Annotated in this window: 13 protein-coding genes, 2 tRNA genes and 1 other annotated feature; of the genes, 6 read left to right on the plus strand and 9 right to left on the minus strand. The window is 60.5% G+C overall.

All coding sequences use genetic code 11. From position 1 onward, the window contains the following. Positions 1-358: 358 nt before the first annotated feature. The gene (locus BN1137_RS19630) at positions 359-1,273 is read left to right on the plus strand and encodes a DKNYY domain-containing protein (RefSeq protein WP_050720203.1); all 915 of its coding nucleotides are present in this window, start codon (positions 359-361) and stop codon (positions 1,271-1,273) included. Positions 1,274-1,387: 114 nt separating this feature from the next. Here BN1137_RS19630 and thrC read toward each other — a convergent pair whose 3' ends face one another. The 4 genes from thrC to BN1137_RS19650 all read right to left on the minus strand — a co-directional run bounded on the left by thrC (position 1,388) and on the right by BN1137_RS19650 (position 7,072). After that, complete coding sequence (gene thrC, locus BN1137_RS19635; RefSeq protein ID WP_050720204.1) at positions 1,388-2,662, minus strand: threonine synthase; 1,275 nt, start codon at positions 2,660-2,662, stop codon at positions 1,388-1,390. Further along, positions 2,659-3,633 carry a homoserine kinase gene (thrB, locus tag BN1137_RS19640; RefSeq protein ID WP_050720205.1) on the minus strand — a complete coding sequence of 325 codons (975 nt, stop codon included), beginning with the start codon at positions 3,631-3,633 and terminating at the stop codon, positions 2,659-2,661. The genes thrC and thrB overlap by 4 nt, the downstream gene beginning before the upstream one ends. Before the next feature lie 2 nt (positions 3,634-3,635). Further along, positions 3,636-6,095 (minus strand): bifunctional aspartate kinase/homoserine dehydrogenase I, encoded by a 2,460-nt coding sequence (gene thrA / locus BN1137_RS19645; protein ID WP_050720206.1) that lies wholly within the window; start codon positions 6,093-6,095, stop codon positions 3,636-3,638. 72 nt (positions 6,096-6,167) lie between these two features. Continuing rightward, positions 6,168-6,301, minus strand: a sequence feature (Thr leader region). Between the two features lie 78 nt (positions 6,302-6,379). Beyond that, positions 6,380-7,072: a tRNA/rRNA methyltransferase gene (locus BN1137_RS19650; protein ID WP_050720207.1), complete on the minus strand. Its 693-nt coding sequence runs from the start codon at positions 7,070-7,072 to the stop codon at positions 6,380-6,382. A gap of 264 nt (positions 7,073-7,336) precedes the next feature. Between BN1137_RS19650 and aceK the strand changes: the two genes are divergently transcribed. Next, a complete protein-coding gene (gene aceK, locus BN1137_RS19655; RefSeq protein WP_050720208.1) occupies positions 7,337-9,064 on the plus strand; it encodes a bifunctional isocitrate dehydrogenase kinase/phosphatase in 1,728 nt (575 codons plus the stop codon). Positions 9,065-9,166: 102 nt separating this feature from the next. On the opposite strand, the gene BN1137_RS19660 is transcribed toward aceK, so the two are convergent. Continuing rightward, entirely contained in the window at positions 9,167-9,556 is a 390-nt protein-coding gene (locus BN1137_RS19660) for an META domain-containing protein (protein ID WP_050720209.1), read from the minus strand. Positions 9,557-9,725: 169 nt separating this feature from the next. On the opposite strand from BN1137_RS19660, the gene BN1137_RS19665 reads away from it, so the two are divergent. Further along, a complete protein-coding gene (locus BN1137_RS19665; RefSeq protein ID WP_050720210.1) occupies positions 9,726-10,202 on the plus strand; it encodes a hypothetical protein in 477 nt (158 codons plus the stop codon). 3 nt (positions 10,203-10,205) lie between these two features. On the opposite strand, the gene BN1137_RS19670 is transcribed toward BN1137_RS19665, so the two are convergent. Together BN1137_RS19670 and BN1137_RS19675 are read right to left on the minus strand one after the other, a co-directional pair. Next, positions 10,206-10,685, minus strand: coding sequence for a putative 4-hydroxy-4-methyl-2-oxoglutarate aldolase (locus BN1137_RS19670; protein ID WP_050720211.1), 480 nt, complete (start codon positions 10,683-10,685; stop codon positions 10,206-10,208). Positions 10,686-10,725: 40 nt separating this feature from the next. After that, positions 10,726-11,145 carry a DUF3293 domain-containing protein gene (locus BN1137_RS19675; protein ID WP_050720212.1) on the minus strand — a complete coding sequence of 140 codons (420 nt, stop codon included), beginning with the start codon at positions 11,143-11,145 and terminating at the stop codon, positions 10,726-10,728. 376 nt (positions 11,146-11,521) lie between these two features. Between BN1137_RS19675 and arcA the strand changes: the two genes are divergently transcribed. Next, entirely contained in the window at positions 11,522-12,241 is a 720-nt protein-coding gene (gene arcA, locus BN1137_RS19680) for a two-component system response regulator ArcA (protein ID WP_050720213.1), read from the plus strand. Positions 12,242-12,410: 169 nt separating this feature from the next. Here the strand turns inward: arcA and BN1137_RS19685 are convergent. Beyond that, positions 12,411-12,485 (minus strand) — tRNA-Gly (locus tag BN1137_RS19685). Between the two features lie 105 nt (positions 12,486-12,590). Then, positions 12,591-12,664 (minus strand) — tRNA-Gly (locus tag BN1137_RS19690). A gap of 201 nt (positions 12,665-12,865) precedes the next feature. On the opposite strand from BN1137_RS19690, the gene cydD reads away from it, so the two are divergent. Further along, a complete protein-coding gene (cydD, locus tag BN1137_RS19695; protein ID WP_050720214.1) occupies positions 12,866-14,647 on the plus strand; it encodes a heme ABC transporter permease/ATP-binding protein CydD in 1,782 nt (593 codons plus the stop codon). Next, the gene (cydC, locus tag BN1137_RS19700) at positions 14,640-16,385 is read left to right on the plus strand and encodes a heme ABC transporter ATP-binding protein/permease CydC (RefSeq protein WP_050720215.1); all 1,746 of its coding nucleotides are present in this window, start codon (positions 14,640-14,642) and stop codon (positions 16,383-16,385) included. Before cydD ends, cydC begins: the two co-directional genes overlap by 8 nt. Positions 16,386-16,488 lie beyond the last annotated feature (103 nt).

The following is a 16,488-nucleotide window of genomic DNA, read 5'->3' on the forward strand; positions in this document are numbered from 1 at the left end:
CACGGATACGAAGCAAGGAGGAATCAACATCAACCTGTCACGGTAAAGACGCACCCGGCCTCGCTAAACGAGGGCAAAGACGATAAGGGGTGCGGACAGGTTAAATGCGCATCGGAGGAAATACTCGGGTATCAAGGAAGCCCAAAGGCTAACCCGACGACGCAAAGCGGTCAACTGAACATGCTGACACCCATCACAGTGCAAGCTTGATGAGCTGCCCTACCGGCGTTTTATGCTTTCCATATGGAAACCATCCTACGTATGATTCCAAACGGCACCACTTATGGGCGTTCTATTTCTCGAAACCCAGGCTGCCATTTTGAATCATCACCCACCTCTCAACGGACAGTGAGCCCCTATGAACCTTCGTTACTGCGCCCTGCTGGCATGTTGCCTGCCACTTGTGACCCATGCAGAGATCACTCCCCCCTATCAACTGGAAGCCGGGAAAGTGGTCTTCAAACCCTATGGCAATCAACCGGGGACACCACTTGTGGGTGCGCAGACGGAAGACTTCGAGGTCACATATCGCAACGATGATTTCAGCATTGCCCTCTCGCAAGGGCGCTATTTCTGTAACGAACACCCCTTGCCCGACAGCTTCGATATCAACACCGCCAAGGCGCTCGGCAGCTTCCTGCTGAGCGGGCAGCAGGCCTATGCCTATTGCGAGCAGGTCAAGACGCCGGTCAATATCGCCTCTTTCAAATTGCTCGATCACCCTTTCGCCAGCGACGATCGCCATGTCTTTCTCGTCACAGGCGAAGTGCTCGACGGCGCTGACCCCAAGCACCTGAAGACGGCCCATGGCCAGGCTGCCGACCAGCGTCACTACTACTATGTGGCCGAGCAGACCAGAGTCATCCCCCACAAGGGCAAAGTGACCCTGTACGACGTCTGCCAGGGATGGGCCAAGATCGACGGCGCTCTCTATTTCGAGGGCGAAGCTCAAAAAGAGGTGGATGCCGCCAGCTTCCATTGTCTGAACTTCTCTTCGGCCGTCACCAAGGACGGTTTCTATAGCGGCAACCAGCGGATAGCGCCCCTGCCAACAGGGGTCGATAGCGCCCTTATCAAGCCGCTGCAGGAGAACTTCGTCACCGACGGCACCCGGGTCTGGTACGTGAACATCAAGCCGACCGAACTGGCAGGGGTCAATCTGGCGGCGGCCAAGGTGGAATACGATCGGCTCAGCGATGGCGTGCACAACTGGGATTGCAGTGTTCACGACGACCAGGGCAACCCCAGCTGTAAAAAAACAGCAGTGGAATAACTTGCTCCCGATTTCTGGTTGCTCTCAACCTGAACGCAGAAAACAAAAATCCCCCGATATCGGGGGATTTTTTATGGCTACCATTCAGCACCCAGATATCCTGCTTAACCAGTCTTACTCAACCAGAAATGCCCTTAACGGGGCGAACTCTGCCGGCAGGTTGTGGGACAAGAGCGGCAAGGCGGCGTGCTTGGCAAGCGGGCCCGGCAGCGGTACGTCCAGCCCCAGGATCTCGTCCACCGACTCCTTGAACTTGGCGGGATGGGCGGTGCAGAGGAACACCCCTACTTCGTCCTCAGCCAACTGCTCACCCAGCAGATCCCAGGCGATGGCGCCGTGGGGCTCGCACAGGTAATCCAGCTGGTGCAGGCGTTGGAGCGCATCGCGGGTCTGGGCGTCGTCACGCATGCCTGAGCCCAGAGTCTCCAGCGCCCAGCCATTGCGGCGGCACAGCTCTTCGACCCGCGGCCAGTTGTTGGGGCGGCTCACGTCCATGGCGTTGGAGAGGGTCGCGACCGTCTGGTGCGGCTCCCACTGGCCGGTTTTCAGGTAGCGCGGCACCGTATCGTTGGCATTGGTGGCGGCGATAAAGCGCTTCACCGGCAGCCCCAGCGCCTTGGCAATGAGGCCCGCTGTCAGGTTCCCGAAGTTGCCGGACGGCACGCTGATGACCGCCTTGGCACGATCCGCTTTGGGTAACTGGGCGGCGGCTTCGAAGTAGTAGCAAACTTGCGCGAGCAAGCGGCTGATGTTGATGGAGTTGGCGGAATTCAGACCGATGGCCTTTTTCAGCACCTCGTCATCGAACGCATCTTTCACCAGTGCCTGACAGGCATCGAAGTCACCGTCGATGGCGATGGTGCGGATGTTGCCGCCGAGGGTGCAGAACAGCGCCTCCTGCAAGGGGCTGATCTTGCCCTTGGGATAGAGGATGACCACTTCTATCCCCTCCAGCCCGTAGAAGGCGTGGGCCACGGCGGCGCCGGTATCGCCGGAGGTGGCGGTCAAGATGGTGATCTTGTCGTTGGTGCGGAAGGCAGCCAGGCACTGGGCCATAAAGCGGCCGCCGAAGTCCTTGAACGCCAGGGTCGGGCCGTGGAACAGCTCCAGGGCATAAGTCCCGTCTTTGAGTTTCACCAGAGGCGCCGGGAAGGTGAAGGCGGCGTCGATCAACTCACTCACTTTAGCGGCAGGTACTTCATCCCCCAGCAGGTGGCTGATGATGCGAGCGGAGCGCTCGGCCAGCGGCAGCGCCAGCAGAGCGTCCACATCGGCAAGCGGCTCAAGCGTCTCAGGGAAGAAGAGCCCCTGTTCGCGGCCCAAGCCCTGGCGCACCGCCTGGGCGAAGCTGACCTGTTCACTCTTGTCCTTGATATTGTAAAGATTCATAGCTCGCTTCCTGTTACCCGTGCCCCGGCCATGTCCAATTTACAGACCCGGGCAAATCCATCTTCGTTCTGCACGAAATGTGCGTCCATCCAATCCTTCATGCGCTCGGCCTGGGCCAGATCCTTCATCACCACGAAGACGCTGGGGCCAGAGCCGGAGATGCCGGTGGCGAGCGCCCCGTTCTGGGCCGCCTGGGACCGCACCTCGTTGAACCCTTCGATCAGCGCCGCGCGATAGGGCTCGGCGATCACGTCTTTCAAGACACTCGCCGCCAGTCCTTCCTGCTGGCTGTAGCTGGCGTGCACGAAGGCCGCCAGCCGGCGACCGTAGGTGAGGCAGTCCTGACGGCGATACTGGGCCGGCAGGATGGCGCGGGCGGCGGCGGTGGAGACCACAGTGCCCGGGTAGCAGACCACCCAGTACCACTGCTCAAACACCGGGATGCCCTGGCTGATGACGCCCGCCTCTTCCACGATCAGCTGCATACCGCCGAGATAGCAGGGGGCCACGTTGTCGTAGTGCACGGAGCCAGAGATCCGTCCTTCCATCTCCCCCATCAGCAGTAGCATATCGTGTTCGTTCAAGGGCTCGCCGTGGAAGGCGTTGAGGCCCTCCAGCGCCGCCACCACGCTGCAGGCGCTGGACCCGAGGCCCGATCCCACCGGCAGGTTCTTCTCCAGCACCATCTCAAGCGGGCGCAGTGTCTTGCCAATCTTGGCGAGCGCCTCTCCATAGCCTACCCAGCAGTCGTAGAGGATGTTCTTCTTGGGATCATCCGGCAGCTTGTGGGCATAGCGGCCCACGGAGGAGAGGGCAAAGGAAACGTCTGCCGCTTTGACCTGGACGCGATCCCCCAAGAGGGAGCCATCCACGGGGGCGAGGGCCGCCCCCAACACATCGAATCCCACGCTCAGGTTGGCGCTGGAGGCCGGGGCATATGCCACTACGCTGCCGTACATGTCTGAACTCATGCTTATAGCTCCTGCTTCCAGTTCTGGGTGCGCAGCACGTCGGCGAAGACGCCGGCGGCGGTCACCTCGGTACCGGCGCCATAGCCGCGCAGCACCAGAGGGATAGGCTGGTAATAGGTGGAGAAGAAGGCGAGCGCGTTCTCCCCATCTTTGACCTTGAACAGCGGCTCATCGGCGCCGACCGCCTTGATGGCGACCTTGCACTTGCCTCCCTCGATGGAGCCCACGTAACGCAGCACCTTGCCCTCGCTCTGGGCCAGCGCGAACTGGTCGCGGAACCAGCCGTCAGCCTCGGGCAGACGGGCCATAAAGGCCTCCACGTCACCGCTGACATCAAAGCCCGGCGGCAGCGCCTGCTCCACCTCCACGTCGGACAGCTCCAGCGCCATGCCGGCCTCGCGCGCCAGGATCAGCAGCTTGCGGGCCACGTCCATGCCGTTCAGATCGTCACGGGGATCCGGCTCGGTGAAGCCGTTGCCACGGGCGATCCCGGTGGCCTCGGAGAAGGCCATGCCCTCGTCCAGCTTGCCGAAGATGAAGGAGAGGGATCCTGACAGCACGCCGTCGAAGGCACGCAGCTTGTCACCGGCCTTGATGAGGTTTTGCAGGTTCTCGATGACCGGCAGGCCGGCACCGACGTTGGTCTCGTACAGGAACTTGCGGCGGGTCTGACGGGCGGTGCGACGCAGCGCCTTGTAGTAATCGAGCGATCCTGTGTTCGCCTTCTTGTTCGGGGTGACCACGTGGAAACCGGCGGCCAGGAAGTCCGCATACTGCACGGCGACGGCCTCGCTTGATGTGCAATCGACGATCACCGGGTTGATGAGGTGGCTCTCTTCCACGGCCTTCTTCACCGCCTCCAGGCTGAAGCTGTCGCGCGCCTCCACCAGCTGCTCACGCCAATTGGCGAGGTTCAGGCCATCCTTGTTGACCGCCATCTGGCGGCTGTTGGCGATGCCGACCACCCGCAGGCCTGTGCCCTGCTCGGCCAAGACCGGTTGCTGGCGGGCAATCTGATCCACCAGGGCCGCGCCGACGCCGCCGACACCGACCACGAACAAATCGATGAACTGCTGGCTGCCAAAGAAGTTCTGGTGGCAGGCCTTGATGGCTTCGGCGACCTTGCGATCCCGCACCACGGCGGAGATGGAGCGCTCGCTCGAGCCCTGCGCGATGGCAACGATATTGATGGAGGCCTGGGCCAGAGAAGTGAAGAAGCGGGCCGCCATCCCCTTGCTGGTGCGCATGCCGTCACCGATGAGGGAGATGATGGCGAGATCGGTCATGATTTCGAGCGGATCCAACAGCTGGTTCTTGAACTCAAGCTCGAACTCGCGCTCCAGCACCTTGCGGGTCTTGTCGCTGTCATAGCTGTGGATACAGAAGCTGACGCTGTACTCGGAGGATGACTGGGTGATGAGGACGATACTGACCCCGGCGCGGGAGACGGCGGAGAAGATGCGGCCCGCCATGCCCACCATGCCCTTCATGCCGGGGCCGGAGACGTTGAACATGCACATGCCGGAGAGATCCGAGATGGCCTTGACCTTGAGATCGTCATCCCCCTGCTCGACGCCGATGAGGGTGCCCGGCCCCTGCGGGTTGAAGCTGTTCTTGATGAGGCAGGGAATGTGGAACTGGGCCACGGGGGCGATGGTTTTCGGATGCAGCACCTTGGCGCCGAAGTAGGAGAGCTCCATCGCCTCCTTGTAGGAGAGGGTTTTGAGCAGGTAGGCATCCGGCACCAGGCGCGGATCGCAGTTGTAGCACCCCTCCACGTCGGTCCAGATCTCGCAGCACTCCGCATCGACGCAGGCGGCCAAGACGGCGGCGCTGTAATCGGAACCGTTACGGCCCAGCAGCACGGTTTCACCCTTGTCGCTGCCACCGGTGAAGCCCGGCATCAGGTAGAGGCAATCGCTGCGCAGTCCCTTGGCGGCGAAGCGCAGGCGGGAGGCCTCGATGTCGACGTGGGCCTCCAGATAACCGCCATCGGTGGCCAGTAGCTGCTCCGGCACGATGAGATCCAGTTCGAGGCCACGCACCCGCAGCAGCTCGTGCATGAAGGCGATGGAGAGGTTTTCACCGCGGCTCAGGATGCGGGCCTGCACGTTGTCCGGGCAGAGCCCCAGCAGACGGATACCCTGCATCAGCCGCTCCACCTGATCCAGTTCGCTGGTCAAGCGCGCCAGCAGCGCCTTGTCATCCAGCGCCGGATAAGCGGCCTTGAGCCCCGCCAGCAGGCGGGAGAAGATGCCGTTCACTTCAAACAGAGTGGCGCTGGCATCCATGCCGCGACTGGTTTGCTCCACCAGGGCTACCAGGTGGTTGGTCACCTTGGCCGGGGCCGAAAGCACCAGGGCTACTTGAGACTGACCGTGGGTGTTGACCGCGATATCGGCTACCCGTAAGAAACGCTCTGCATCGGCCAGTGACGACCCGCCAAACTTCAACACTCTCATCGCTTTCTCTCCCTGACTTTTTGCAATCAAATTGGCTAAAAACCTGCCCGACTATGGTTCTGAAAATCATCCAACAAAAAGGCCCGTACTGGGTGGGTACGGGCCTTTTTTGATTTCTGTGCTTGTTCGTCAGCGCATCAACCGGCCCCAGTGCCACCTGTGGTGGTACCGGTAATAATGGTGGTAGTGGTAACGTTGATGAATGACTGCATGACGAACACTCTTGAACGAAGCTGGCTTTTAGCAATACCGCGCCGGGTGATGGGCTGTCAACTTAAACCGCGTTACTCCTTGCGCTCAAATCGGCGAACGAGGTCTTTGCAGAGCAGATGCAGCATATTCAGATCCCGCTGCGGCAGCATGGGCACTCGGTCCATCACCCACTGATGCAGTTTTTCATCCTGCGAAACTCCGAGTTCACCGAGAATTTCTGCTGTTTTTGATTTCAGCACCCGAACCTGTCCGGTGTTATCAAAATTTTCTGCTACGACCTCGGCCTCGTCCAGCAAGGGGCTCATCTCGTAGGCATACAGCATGATCGCCTGACCCAGGTTCAGGGAGGGATAGCTCACCTTGAGGGGCAGGTAGCTAATGAGATCCACCTGGGCGAGCTGCTCGTTGGAGAGGCCGGACTCCTCGCAGCCAAAGACGATGGCGACCTTGCCCAGAGACGGCTTGGCGCGGATCTGATCGCGGATCTCCGCCGGGGTGAGGTAGTGCTGATAACGGCCGCGCTGGCGCGCCGTGGTGGCGACCACCAGATCCATGTCGGCGAGGGCCTCTGGTAGGGTGTCAAAGGCCTCGGCCTCGGCCAAAATCTCCTGCGCCCCGTGAGCCACCCAGCTCGCCTCTTCTTCCTCGTGTACCCGACTCGCCACCAGGCGCATGGCATCGAAGCCCATGGTTTTCATGGCGCGGGCGGCTGCCCCGACATTGGCCGCACGGGCCGGTGCCACCAGCACAAAATAGAGTTTCATCGGGTTTCCTCTTGGGCAGGGCCTATGCCCCTCAGTGGGTATAACGCATCGGCAAAATAGGGGCGCAATCTACCGTTTCTGCCCGAAAATTGCCACTTGAACGGACGTTTGAATGTTGCCATAGTGACCCGATAGGCGGGCAAATTGCCGCCCATGATCCGCGAATATGCTGCGATGGACAGGCGCGATTCGCACCTGGGATCAGACGACAAACGAGCCACAGTTGCCGCACTATCGGGCCGGGCCATCACAAGGAAGAGAGAGATGCAGCAGCCATTAGAGCAGGCGGTCGCCGAGACCATCTTGCAGCGCTTCGAGTCATTTTACAGCCGGTTTCTCGAGATAACCCAGGGCAGCAAGAGCCGTTTCGAGAACAGTGACTGGCTGGGGGTGCAACTGGCGGGGCGCGAGCGTATCCGCCTCTACGACCATCACGTCGGCGCCACCACCGCCCTGATCAAACAGATGATGGGAGAACAGCTGCCAAGCCAGGCCCTGCTCAAGCAGGTGAAGGGGGCCTTCAGCGATCTGCTGCCCCGCTGTGACAACTTCGAGGTGGCAGAATCCTTCTTCAACTCCGTCTATCGCCGCATCTTCCGCCATCGCAACATCCGCGACGAGAACCTCTACATACACCCGTTTCGCAGTCGAGGGGAAAAACCCGATCTCACGGCCCTGCTGCGGGTCTATCGCACCGATTTGACCCGTCTGCCTCAGACCCTGAGCCAACTGTTGGGGGATTACAGTTTCACTCTGCCTTATGAAGACAAACAGCGGGACATTGTCGACATCCACCGCCATCTTGCCGAGAACGGGCCGAGCATCTTGCACGATGAGCCCTTCGCCATCGAACTCTTGAAAGAGGTGTTCTACCGCAACAAGGGCGCCTACCTGGTGGGGCTGATCCGGGTGAAGGACGAAGTGCATCCCTTCATCTTGCCGTTGCTCAGCACCGGCCAACACATCTATGTGGACACCGTCATCTTCGAGCCCGAGCTCGCCTCCATCGTGTTCGGTTTCGCCCGTGCCTACTTCATGGTCTATGCCCCGGTGCCAGCGCTGTTCGTGCTGTTCCTGCGCCAGATCATGCCCCGCAAGCCCGATTACGAGATCTACAACGCCATCGGTTGCCAGAAGCACGGCAAGACCGAGCTCTATCGCCACTATCAGCAGCATCTGGCATCGAGCCGGGAGCAGTTTGTCATCGCCCCCGGCATCAAGGGCATGGTGATGAGCGTATTCACCCTGCCCTCCTACGATGTGGTGTTCAAGGTGATCAAGGACGAGTTCACGCCGCCAAAGGACGTGAGCCACGAGCAGGTGAAGGCCAAGTACCGGCTGGTAAAACAGCACGATAGGGTCGGTCGCATGGCCGATACCCAGGAGTTCACCAACTTCGAGTTTCCGCTGGACCGCATCTCGCCCGAGCTGCTGACCGAGCTCAAAGCGGTGGCCCCCTCGGCGCTCACCATCACCAGTGACAAACTGGTGATCAAGCACCTCTATACCGAGCGCAAGATGATCCCGCTCAACCTCTACCTGGACAGGGCGGACGAGCAGCAGACCCGACTCGCGCTGGAGGAGTACGGCAATGCCATCAAGCAGCTGGCGGCGGCCAACATCTTCCCCGGCGACATGCTGTTCAAGAACTTCGGCGTCACCCGCCACGGTCGGGTGGTGTTCTACGACTACGACGAGATCTGCTACATGACGGAGTGCAATTTCCGCCAGATCCCGCCGCCGCGCTACCCGGAGGACGAGTGGAGTGCCGAACCCTGGTATTCGGTCGCCCCGAACGACATCTTCCCCGAGGAGTTCGCCACCTTCCTGCTGCAAAAGCCCCAGGTGCGGGAGATCATGATGCAGGTGCACAGGGAGCTGTTCGATGCCAACTACTGGAAGATGCTGCAGAGCAACATCAAGGAAGGGGTGTTCGAGGACGTCTATCCCTACCGGCGCAAGAAGCGCTTTCGCTTTCAACGGGGAGGATGAGTTATCTCATCCCGAGCCTCAGCAAAAAGGGACGCCGCGGCGTCCCTTTTACTGTGCACGACATGGCGGTCTGACTGCGACAGCCGATGACGGTAGTTAGGCTTATTTCACCGCATCGAAGGTCAGCAGCGGCGCCTTGTTGGCATCGCTCAGCACCAGCTGCTTGCCCTCGATCTGGTAGGTCGCTACCTTCCCCAGGGTCTGCAGATAGTTGTTCTCCTTGCCGGCCAGATCCCCCATGCACATCATGCGGGTCGCGCCCATGGCGCCCAGGGTCAGAACGCCATCACCTTGCTGGGTAACGCCGCCAAAGTAGCGGTTGCAGCCGCCCTTGCCCGCTACCTTGTCGCCCGCTACTTGCAGGGTGAAGGTGTCACCACTCGCCCCTTGCAGCTGCCAGGTCGATGCTTGCAGTTCGGCCACAGTAGAACCCGTTGCCATGGCGCAGCCTCCCAGAGCCAGTACGGTCAGCAGGGTCAGTTTCTTGTTCATGAGATCACCTCTTGATGGAGAAGAATAATGAAGACACAGAGTGACGGGGGTCTGTTTATCATGGGGTGGCCGCAGATGAAAACTCTTTTATTGTGATCCGGGTTGCCTTTACTCCCCGCAGGCATGTGCCATGCTTGTAGTCCTGTTCGGACCCAGGGAGGGGAAACGAATGGTCAAGTCTCTGATTATTATGCTCACATCCAGCCTTGCGCTTTCGGCCCAGGCAGCCGACTGGAGCTTTCTCCAGGACGAATCAGACAGCCAGCTCTATGTGAAAAGTTATTCCGGCATACTGCTCGGCACTCAGACCCATCACAGTGACAATTTCGATCTCTGGCTCATCAATACCGGCTACCAATATCCGGTCGAAGACAATGTCAGCCTCTACATGGAGGCAGGCCCCGCTATTGGCACGCACAGCGAACAGGCTGGCTTCAATATCAGCTCAGGGGTGCGCTATCAGCTCACCCCCTCCCTCAACATCGGCAGTCAGGTCAAGCAGTTGGAGGTGAGCAAACCCAGCACCCTGGTGGAGCTCAACAGCAGCCTGCTGTTGACGTCCCAGCTCGCCCTGACCGCCAACTACGGCGTCAGTGCCTTCAGCACCGAGCAGTTCCTGACCCTGGGAGTTGGCTTCAACTTCTAAGGGTCAGATTAGCCTGGCACCACTGACCAATACACCATTGAGATCGGCGTAGACATAGTCACCCGGTGCTATGGTCACCCCGGCAAACGACAGCACCAGATCCAGCTCACCCTGCCCGCGTTTTTCAGTTTTGGCCGGGCAGGCTGCCAGCGCCTTGACCCCGAGCGCCAGCGTCGCCAGGGTACCCACATCCCGCACCGCGCCATGGATGAGGATCCCCTCCCAGCCCTGCTCCGCCGCCTTGATGGCCAGTTGATCTCCAAGCAGGGCCCGGCGCAACGAGCCACCCCCATCGATCACCATCACCTTGCCGTGGCCGGGGCGAGTCACCAGCTCCCGCACCAGGCTGTTGTCCTCGAAACAGGAGAGGGTGACCGCCTCACCGTAGAACAACGGCTTGCCGCCATAATTGTTGAACAGTGGCTCAGCCACCTGCAGGGCATCACCGTGTTGATCGCAAAGGTCGGGCAGTAGATCCAGCATGTCAGCATCCTTCCATGGAATGGTTTTGCTCATTCTTCCATCAAGCCTCGCCTCTGACAATCCAGCGAGACGCCAGCCTGCCCAGATGGAGTGGCTCTCCTCCCTTCATCCGAGCGGGTACCAGCCAGATCTCCTGTTGTTCGACCCAGTAGAAGGCATTCTGGCCGAAACGACTGGCCAGCAAGACGGCGTCGGCGCGAGGCATCTGCAACAACAGCGATGCCTCCTGCCAGCTTTCATCCAAAGAACTGCCCCACACCGGTCCCATAACGAGCCAATCGAAGGAATCATTGACCAGCCGCAACAGGGCACGCTGACGCCGGCGGTTACGACGCATGCCAACCCACTTGCTGGCCGGATCCCAGGCCGTGACGATGGCATAGGCAGGCCAAGCAGGTGGCGCGAAGGGGGCAAAGAAACAGACTTTTCTGTAGTTTTCCCACAAAATCATGTCAACCACATGTTACATCCCATTACATTTTATAAGGGCGAAAAAGCGGGCCAGCCCAAGTATCATGCAGCGAACTCAGGGTTTGACCTACATCAAGCCAGAGTTAAAAAGTTGCTATCTGACGGCAAAGAGTGTTGTTATGCGCCTGTTAACTGATAAAATGCAGCAACTTTTGTAACGGACTACCTTTCAGGGCACCTCTCGATCAGACTTGTTGAGATCCCATGCGTGGCACAAGGATGTTTGCCAACATCAATACCAAATTCGCGATGATTCGACCTGATATTCATACCCAGGATGACGTAATAAATTTTCAGGACCGGTCGAATAACGCCAAAGAGTGTTAAAATTTCGAAAATTAACTGATAAGAATCTGGGAATACTCATGCAAACACCACACATTCTGATCGTCGAAGACGAACTGGTCACCCGCAACACTCTCAAAAGCATTTTCGAGGCCGAAGGCTACATCGTGCTCGAAGCCAACAATGGCGACGAGATGCATCAAGCCCTGACTGCCCACACCATCAATCTGGTGATCATGGACATCAATCTGCCAGGCAAGAACGGTCTGCTGCTGGCCCGTGAGCTGCGCGAAGATGACAACATCGCCCTGATGTTCCTGACCGGGCGTGACAACGAAGTAGACAAGATCCTGGGTCTGGAGATTGGCGCCGATGATTACATCACCAAGCCATTCAACCCGCGCGAGCTGACTATCCGTGCCCGCAATCTGCTGAGCCGCACCATGAACGTCGCCGCCGGTGGCGAAGAGAAGAAGCAGGTCGAGCGTTACCTGTTCAACGGTTGGGCGCTGGACATCAACAGCCGCGCACTGGTCAGCCCGGCTGGCGACATGTTCAAGCTGCCGCGCTCCGAGTTCCGCGCCATGCTGCACTTCTGCGAGAACCCGGGCCAGATCCAGACCCGTGCCGAGCTGCTCAAGAAGATGACCGGCCGTGAGCTCAAGCCCCACGACCGTACCGTGGATGTCACCATCCGCCGCATTCGCAAACACTTCGAAAGCGTGGGTGACACCCCGGAAATCATCGCCACCATTCACGGCGAAGGCTACCGCTTCTGCGGCGAGCTGGAGCAGGAATAATCCCTGCTCGCCAGATCCCTGTGTGGTAAGAAGAGGCGCCGATGGCGCCTCTTTTGCTTTTGGCGCTCAGCCGATACCCCTCTTGAACAAAGCACCGAACAACACCAGTCAGATAAGAAGATAGAAAACAAAAAGCCCACTCGGTTGAGTGGGCTTTTTGTTTGAAAGCTGGAGCGGGCAGCGGGAATCGAACCCGCATCATCAGCTTGGAAGGCTGAGGTAATAGCCATTATACGATGCCCGCAAGGCATCAAAATCGCAGTATATACGAGGCATCAAATCAACGTCGAGCAACAGTGCGCTGGGCAGAGGTGATAACGAGACGGGTTGAATGCCGGATATCAGAATGTGGAGCGGGTGATGGGAATCGAACCCACGTATGCAGCTTGGGAAGCTACCGTTCTACCATTGAACTACACCCGCGTCAGTGGCCTCTACTATATGCATTTTGCCGGCGAGCGCAATCACCGCCAGGGTGTTTTTTGCCATAAATCAAGCTGTTCGACCAACTAATGAGCATGCAGCGTATTTTTCAAGCAAACAGTCTCACGCTCCAGTCATGGCAAGGTTGCCAAGCTCAGGGGGCGACGATAGTCTTGCGCCACTCGACCGAGGAGGGCGGTAATGGACAAGAACACGCAGAAACATCTTTATGGCTGGTTGCGCAAGCAATCGAGTCATGGCCGACGCTGGATCGGCCTCTCCATCGGCTTTGGCATGGGCCAGGGCATGCTGATGGTGGCGCAGGCCTGGTTGTTGGCCACCCTGCTCCATGGCTTCATCATCGAAGGTACGACGCCGGAGCAATCCATTCCCCTCTTCATCACACTGGTGCTGGTCACAGCGCTCAAGGCCGGACTGGCCTATGGCCGCGAGATTGCCAGTTTCAAGGCGGGCAGCACGGTGCGCCAGGCCATTCGTGAGCTGGTGCTCACCCGCCTCGCCCGGCTGGGGCCTGCCTATATCCAGCGCCGCCCGGCGGGCAGCTGGGCCAGCCTACTGCTCGAACAAATCGAAGACATGCAGGATTTCTTCTCCCGCTACCTGCCGCAGATGGCGGTTGCCGTGTTCATTCCGGTGGTGACCCTGGTCTCGGTGTTCCCGGTCAACTGGGCCGCCGGCATCATCTTGCTGGGCACAGCCCCGCTGATCCCGCTGTTCATGATCCTGGTGGGAGTCGGCGCAGCCGATGCCAACCGCCGCAACTTCCAGTCACTTGCACGGCTCTCCGGCCACTTCCTCGACCGGCTCAAGGGTCTGCGCACCCTGCAGCTCTTCCTGCGCACCCAGGCCGAGGGCGAGGCGATCCGCGATGCCTCGGAAGATTTCCGGGAGCGCACCATGGAGGTGCTGCGTCTGGCCTTCCTTAGCACCGCCGTGCTGGAGTTCTTCGCCGCCATTGCGGTGGCGCTGGTGGCGGTCTATTTCGGTTTCTCCTACATAGATCACCTGAACTTTGGCAACTATGGCGTCAAGGTCACGCTCTTTACCGGCCTGTTCGTGCTGTTTCTCGCCCCCGAGTTCTACGCCCCACTGCGTGAACTGGGTGCCCATTATCACGCCAAAGCCCAAGCCATCGGCGCCGCCGAACAGCTGCTGGAATTTTTGGAAGCCGAGGTCAGCGAACCCGCGTCAGGCTCGGCGCTCTTCCATGCCGAGGGCCCCATCAAGATTGAGGCCAAGTCACTCGAGGTGTTGAGCGCCGAGGGCAAGGTGCTGGTTGGTCCTATCGACTTCCAGCTAACGCCCGGCTCTCGCACGGCGCTGGTCGGCATCAGCGGCGCGGGCAAGAGCTCGCTGGTCAACGCCCTGCTCGGCTTTGCCCCCTATCGCGGTGAACTGAAGGTCAACGGCCAGGAGCTCGCCACCCTCGACATGAGTCAGTGGCGCCTGCAGCTCGGCTGGCTGTCCCAGAACCCGCAGCTATTCCACGCCTCCTTGCGTGACAACCTGCTGTTGGCCAAGCCTTCGGCCAGCGACGCCGAGCTGGAAGCCGCCCTGAAACGGGCAGAGGCGTGGGAATTTGCCAAAGAGAAGGGCTTTGACTATAGCGTCGGCGATCAGGCAGGCGGCCTCTCGGTCGGTCAGGCCCAGCGCCTCGCCCTGGCCCGCACCCTGCTCAAGAGCACCCAGTTGATGGTATTGGATGAACCCACCGCCAGCCTGGATCGCCACTCCGAGCGCGCCATCATGAGCACGCTCGAACAGGCTGCGGCCGGCCAGACGCTGTTGATGATCACCCATCGCCTCGATCAGCTCACCAAGATGGACAAGATCCTGGTGCTGGAGCGTGGCCAACTAGTCGAGCAAGGCAACTTCCAGCAACTCAGCGAGGCCAAGGGGCCCTTTGCCCGACTCTTGTCGCAACACCAGTCCCAAGGTCAGGAGGACTCCCTCGATGCGTGATCTACTGCCATTTCTGCGTCTCTACCGCCAGCATTGGCTGAGCCTCTCCCTCGGCCTGCTGCTGGCCTTCGTCACCCTGGTGGCCGGCATGGGGCTGTTGTCCCTCTCCGGCTGGTTCCTCTCCGCCGCCGCGGTGGCCGGGCTGGCCGTCTCCAGCCGTGACACCTTCAACTACATGACCCCGGCCGGTGGCGTGCGCTTCTTCTCCATCGTGCGCACCGCCAGCCGCTGGGGTGAGCGGGTGGTGAGCCACGACGCCACCTTCCGGGTGCTTACCCGGCTGCGGGTCTGGTTCTGGCAAAAGCTCTCGCCGCTCTCGACCGGTACCCTTGCCGGGTTCCGCCAGGCGGACCTGCTCAACCGGCTGGTGGCAGACATCGATGCCATGGACCACGTCTACCTGCGCCTCATCACCCCCATAGGGGCGGCCCTGCTCAGCTGTGCCGGCCTGGTGTTCTTCCTCTCCTTCTTCGACAGCGAGCTGGCCCTGACTCTGGGCGCCATCCTGCTGTTTGGCATGATTGCCCTGCCGCTGGTGTTCTTCTTCGCCGGCAGCAAGCCGGGCCAGGCCTTGATCGCCGAGAAATCCAGCCTGCGTACCCGCCTGGTGGATTATCTGGACGGCCAGGCCGAGCTGCAGATGTTTGCCGCCGCCCCCAAGGCGCTCGATGAGTTGCAACAGGCCGAGCAGGCCCTGATCCGTGCCCAGGCCCGCATGGCCAGGGTCAGCGGGCTGGCCAATGCCAGCGTGCAACTACTGAGTGGCTGGACCCTGACCCTGATGCTGTGGCTGGCCGGCCACGGTGTGGGCGGGGCTACGCCGGATCCCATCACGGCGCTGATGGTGTTCGCCACCCTGGCGAGCTTCGAGGCGCTGCTGCCGCTGGCGGGCGCCTTCCAGCACCTCTCCACCAGCCTCACCTCGGCCCGCCGTCTCAACGAGATCCTGCAAGAGGCCAAGGCCCCCGACTGGGGCAACGAGCAGCAGCACGCCCGCGCGGGCAGCCTGCAGATAAAGGACCTCACCTTCAGCTATCCGGCAGTCTCTTCTGGCACGGACGTCGAGCCCGTGCTGCGTGGTTGCTCCCTGCAGCTGAAGGCCGGCGAGAAGCTGGCCCTGCTGGGCCAGACCGGCTGTGGAAAATCCACCCTGATGGGGCTGCTGACCCGGGAGTGGAACCTGCAGCAAGGCGAGATATTGCTCGATGGCAAGCCGCTCACCGACTACAGCGAAGCGGCGCTACGCGCCTCCTTCTCGGTGGTGAGCCAGCGAGTGCACCTGTTTGCCGATACCCTGCGAGGTAACCTCAAGCTCGCCGCGCCGGACGCCAGCGATGAGCAGCTTATCGAAGTGCTGGATCAGGTCGGTCTCGATAGCCTGCTCGAAGACGATGCGGGTCTGGATGCCTGGCTGGGGGATGGTGGTCGGCCGCTTTCCGGCGGCGAGCGTCGCCGCATCGGCCTCGCCCGCGCCCTGCTGCACGACGCCCCGCTCTGGCTCTTGGATGAACCGACCGAGGGGCTCGACAGCCAGACCGAGCGGGAGATCATGGCCCTGCTGTTCAAGCTAGGGGCCGATCGCTCCCTGCTGCTCATCTCCCATCGCCTGCTGGGGCTGGAGCAGATGGACAGGATCGCCCTGATGGAAGAGGGGCAGATCCGCCTGTGCGCCCCTCACGCAGAGCTGCTGGCCGATGACTACTATCGCAGCCTGCACCAGCGGCTCACCCCAGCCTGATCCCGATATACGCAAGAGGGGGCTTCCATGCCCCCTCACTCTTTTGACACAACACCCGTCCGATGATGCTGCGCCCTACCAAGGGGCGGCACCGGTCTGATCC

The sequence above is a fragment of the Aeromonas tecta genome (assembly GCF_000820185.1).
In the GTDB taxonomy this organism is placed as follows: domain Bacteria; phylum Pseudomonadota; class Gammaproteobacteria; order Enterobacterales; family Aeromonadaceae; genus Aeromonas; species Aeromonas tecta.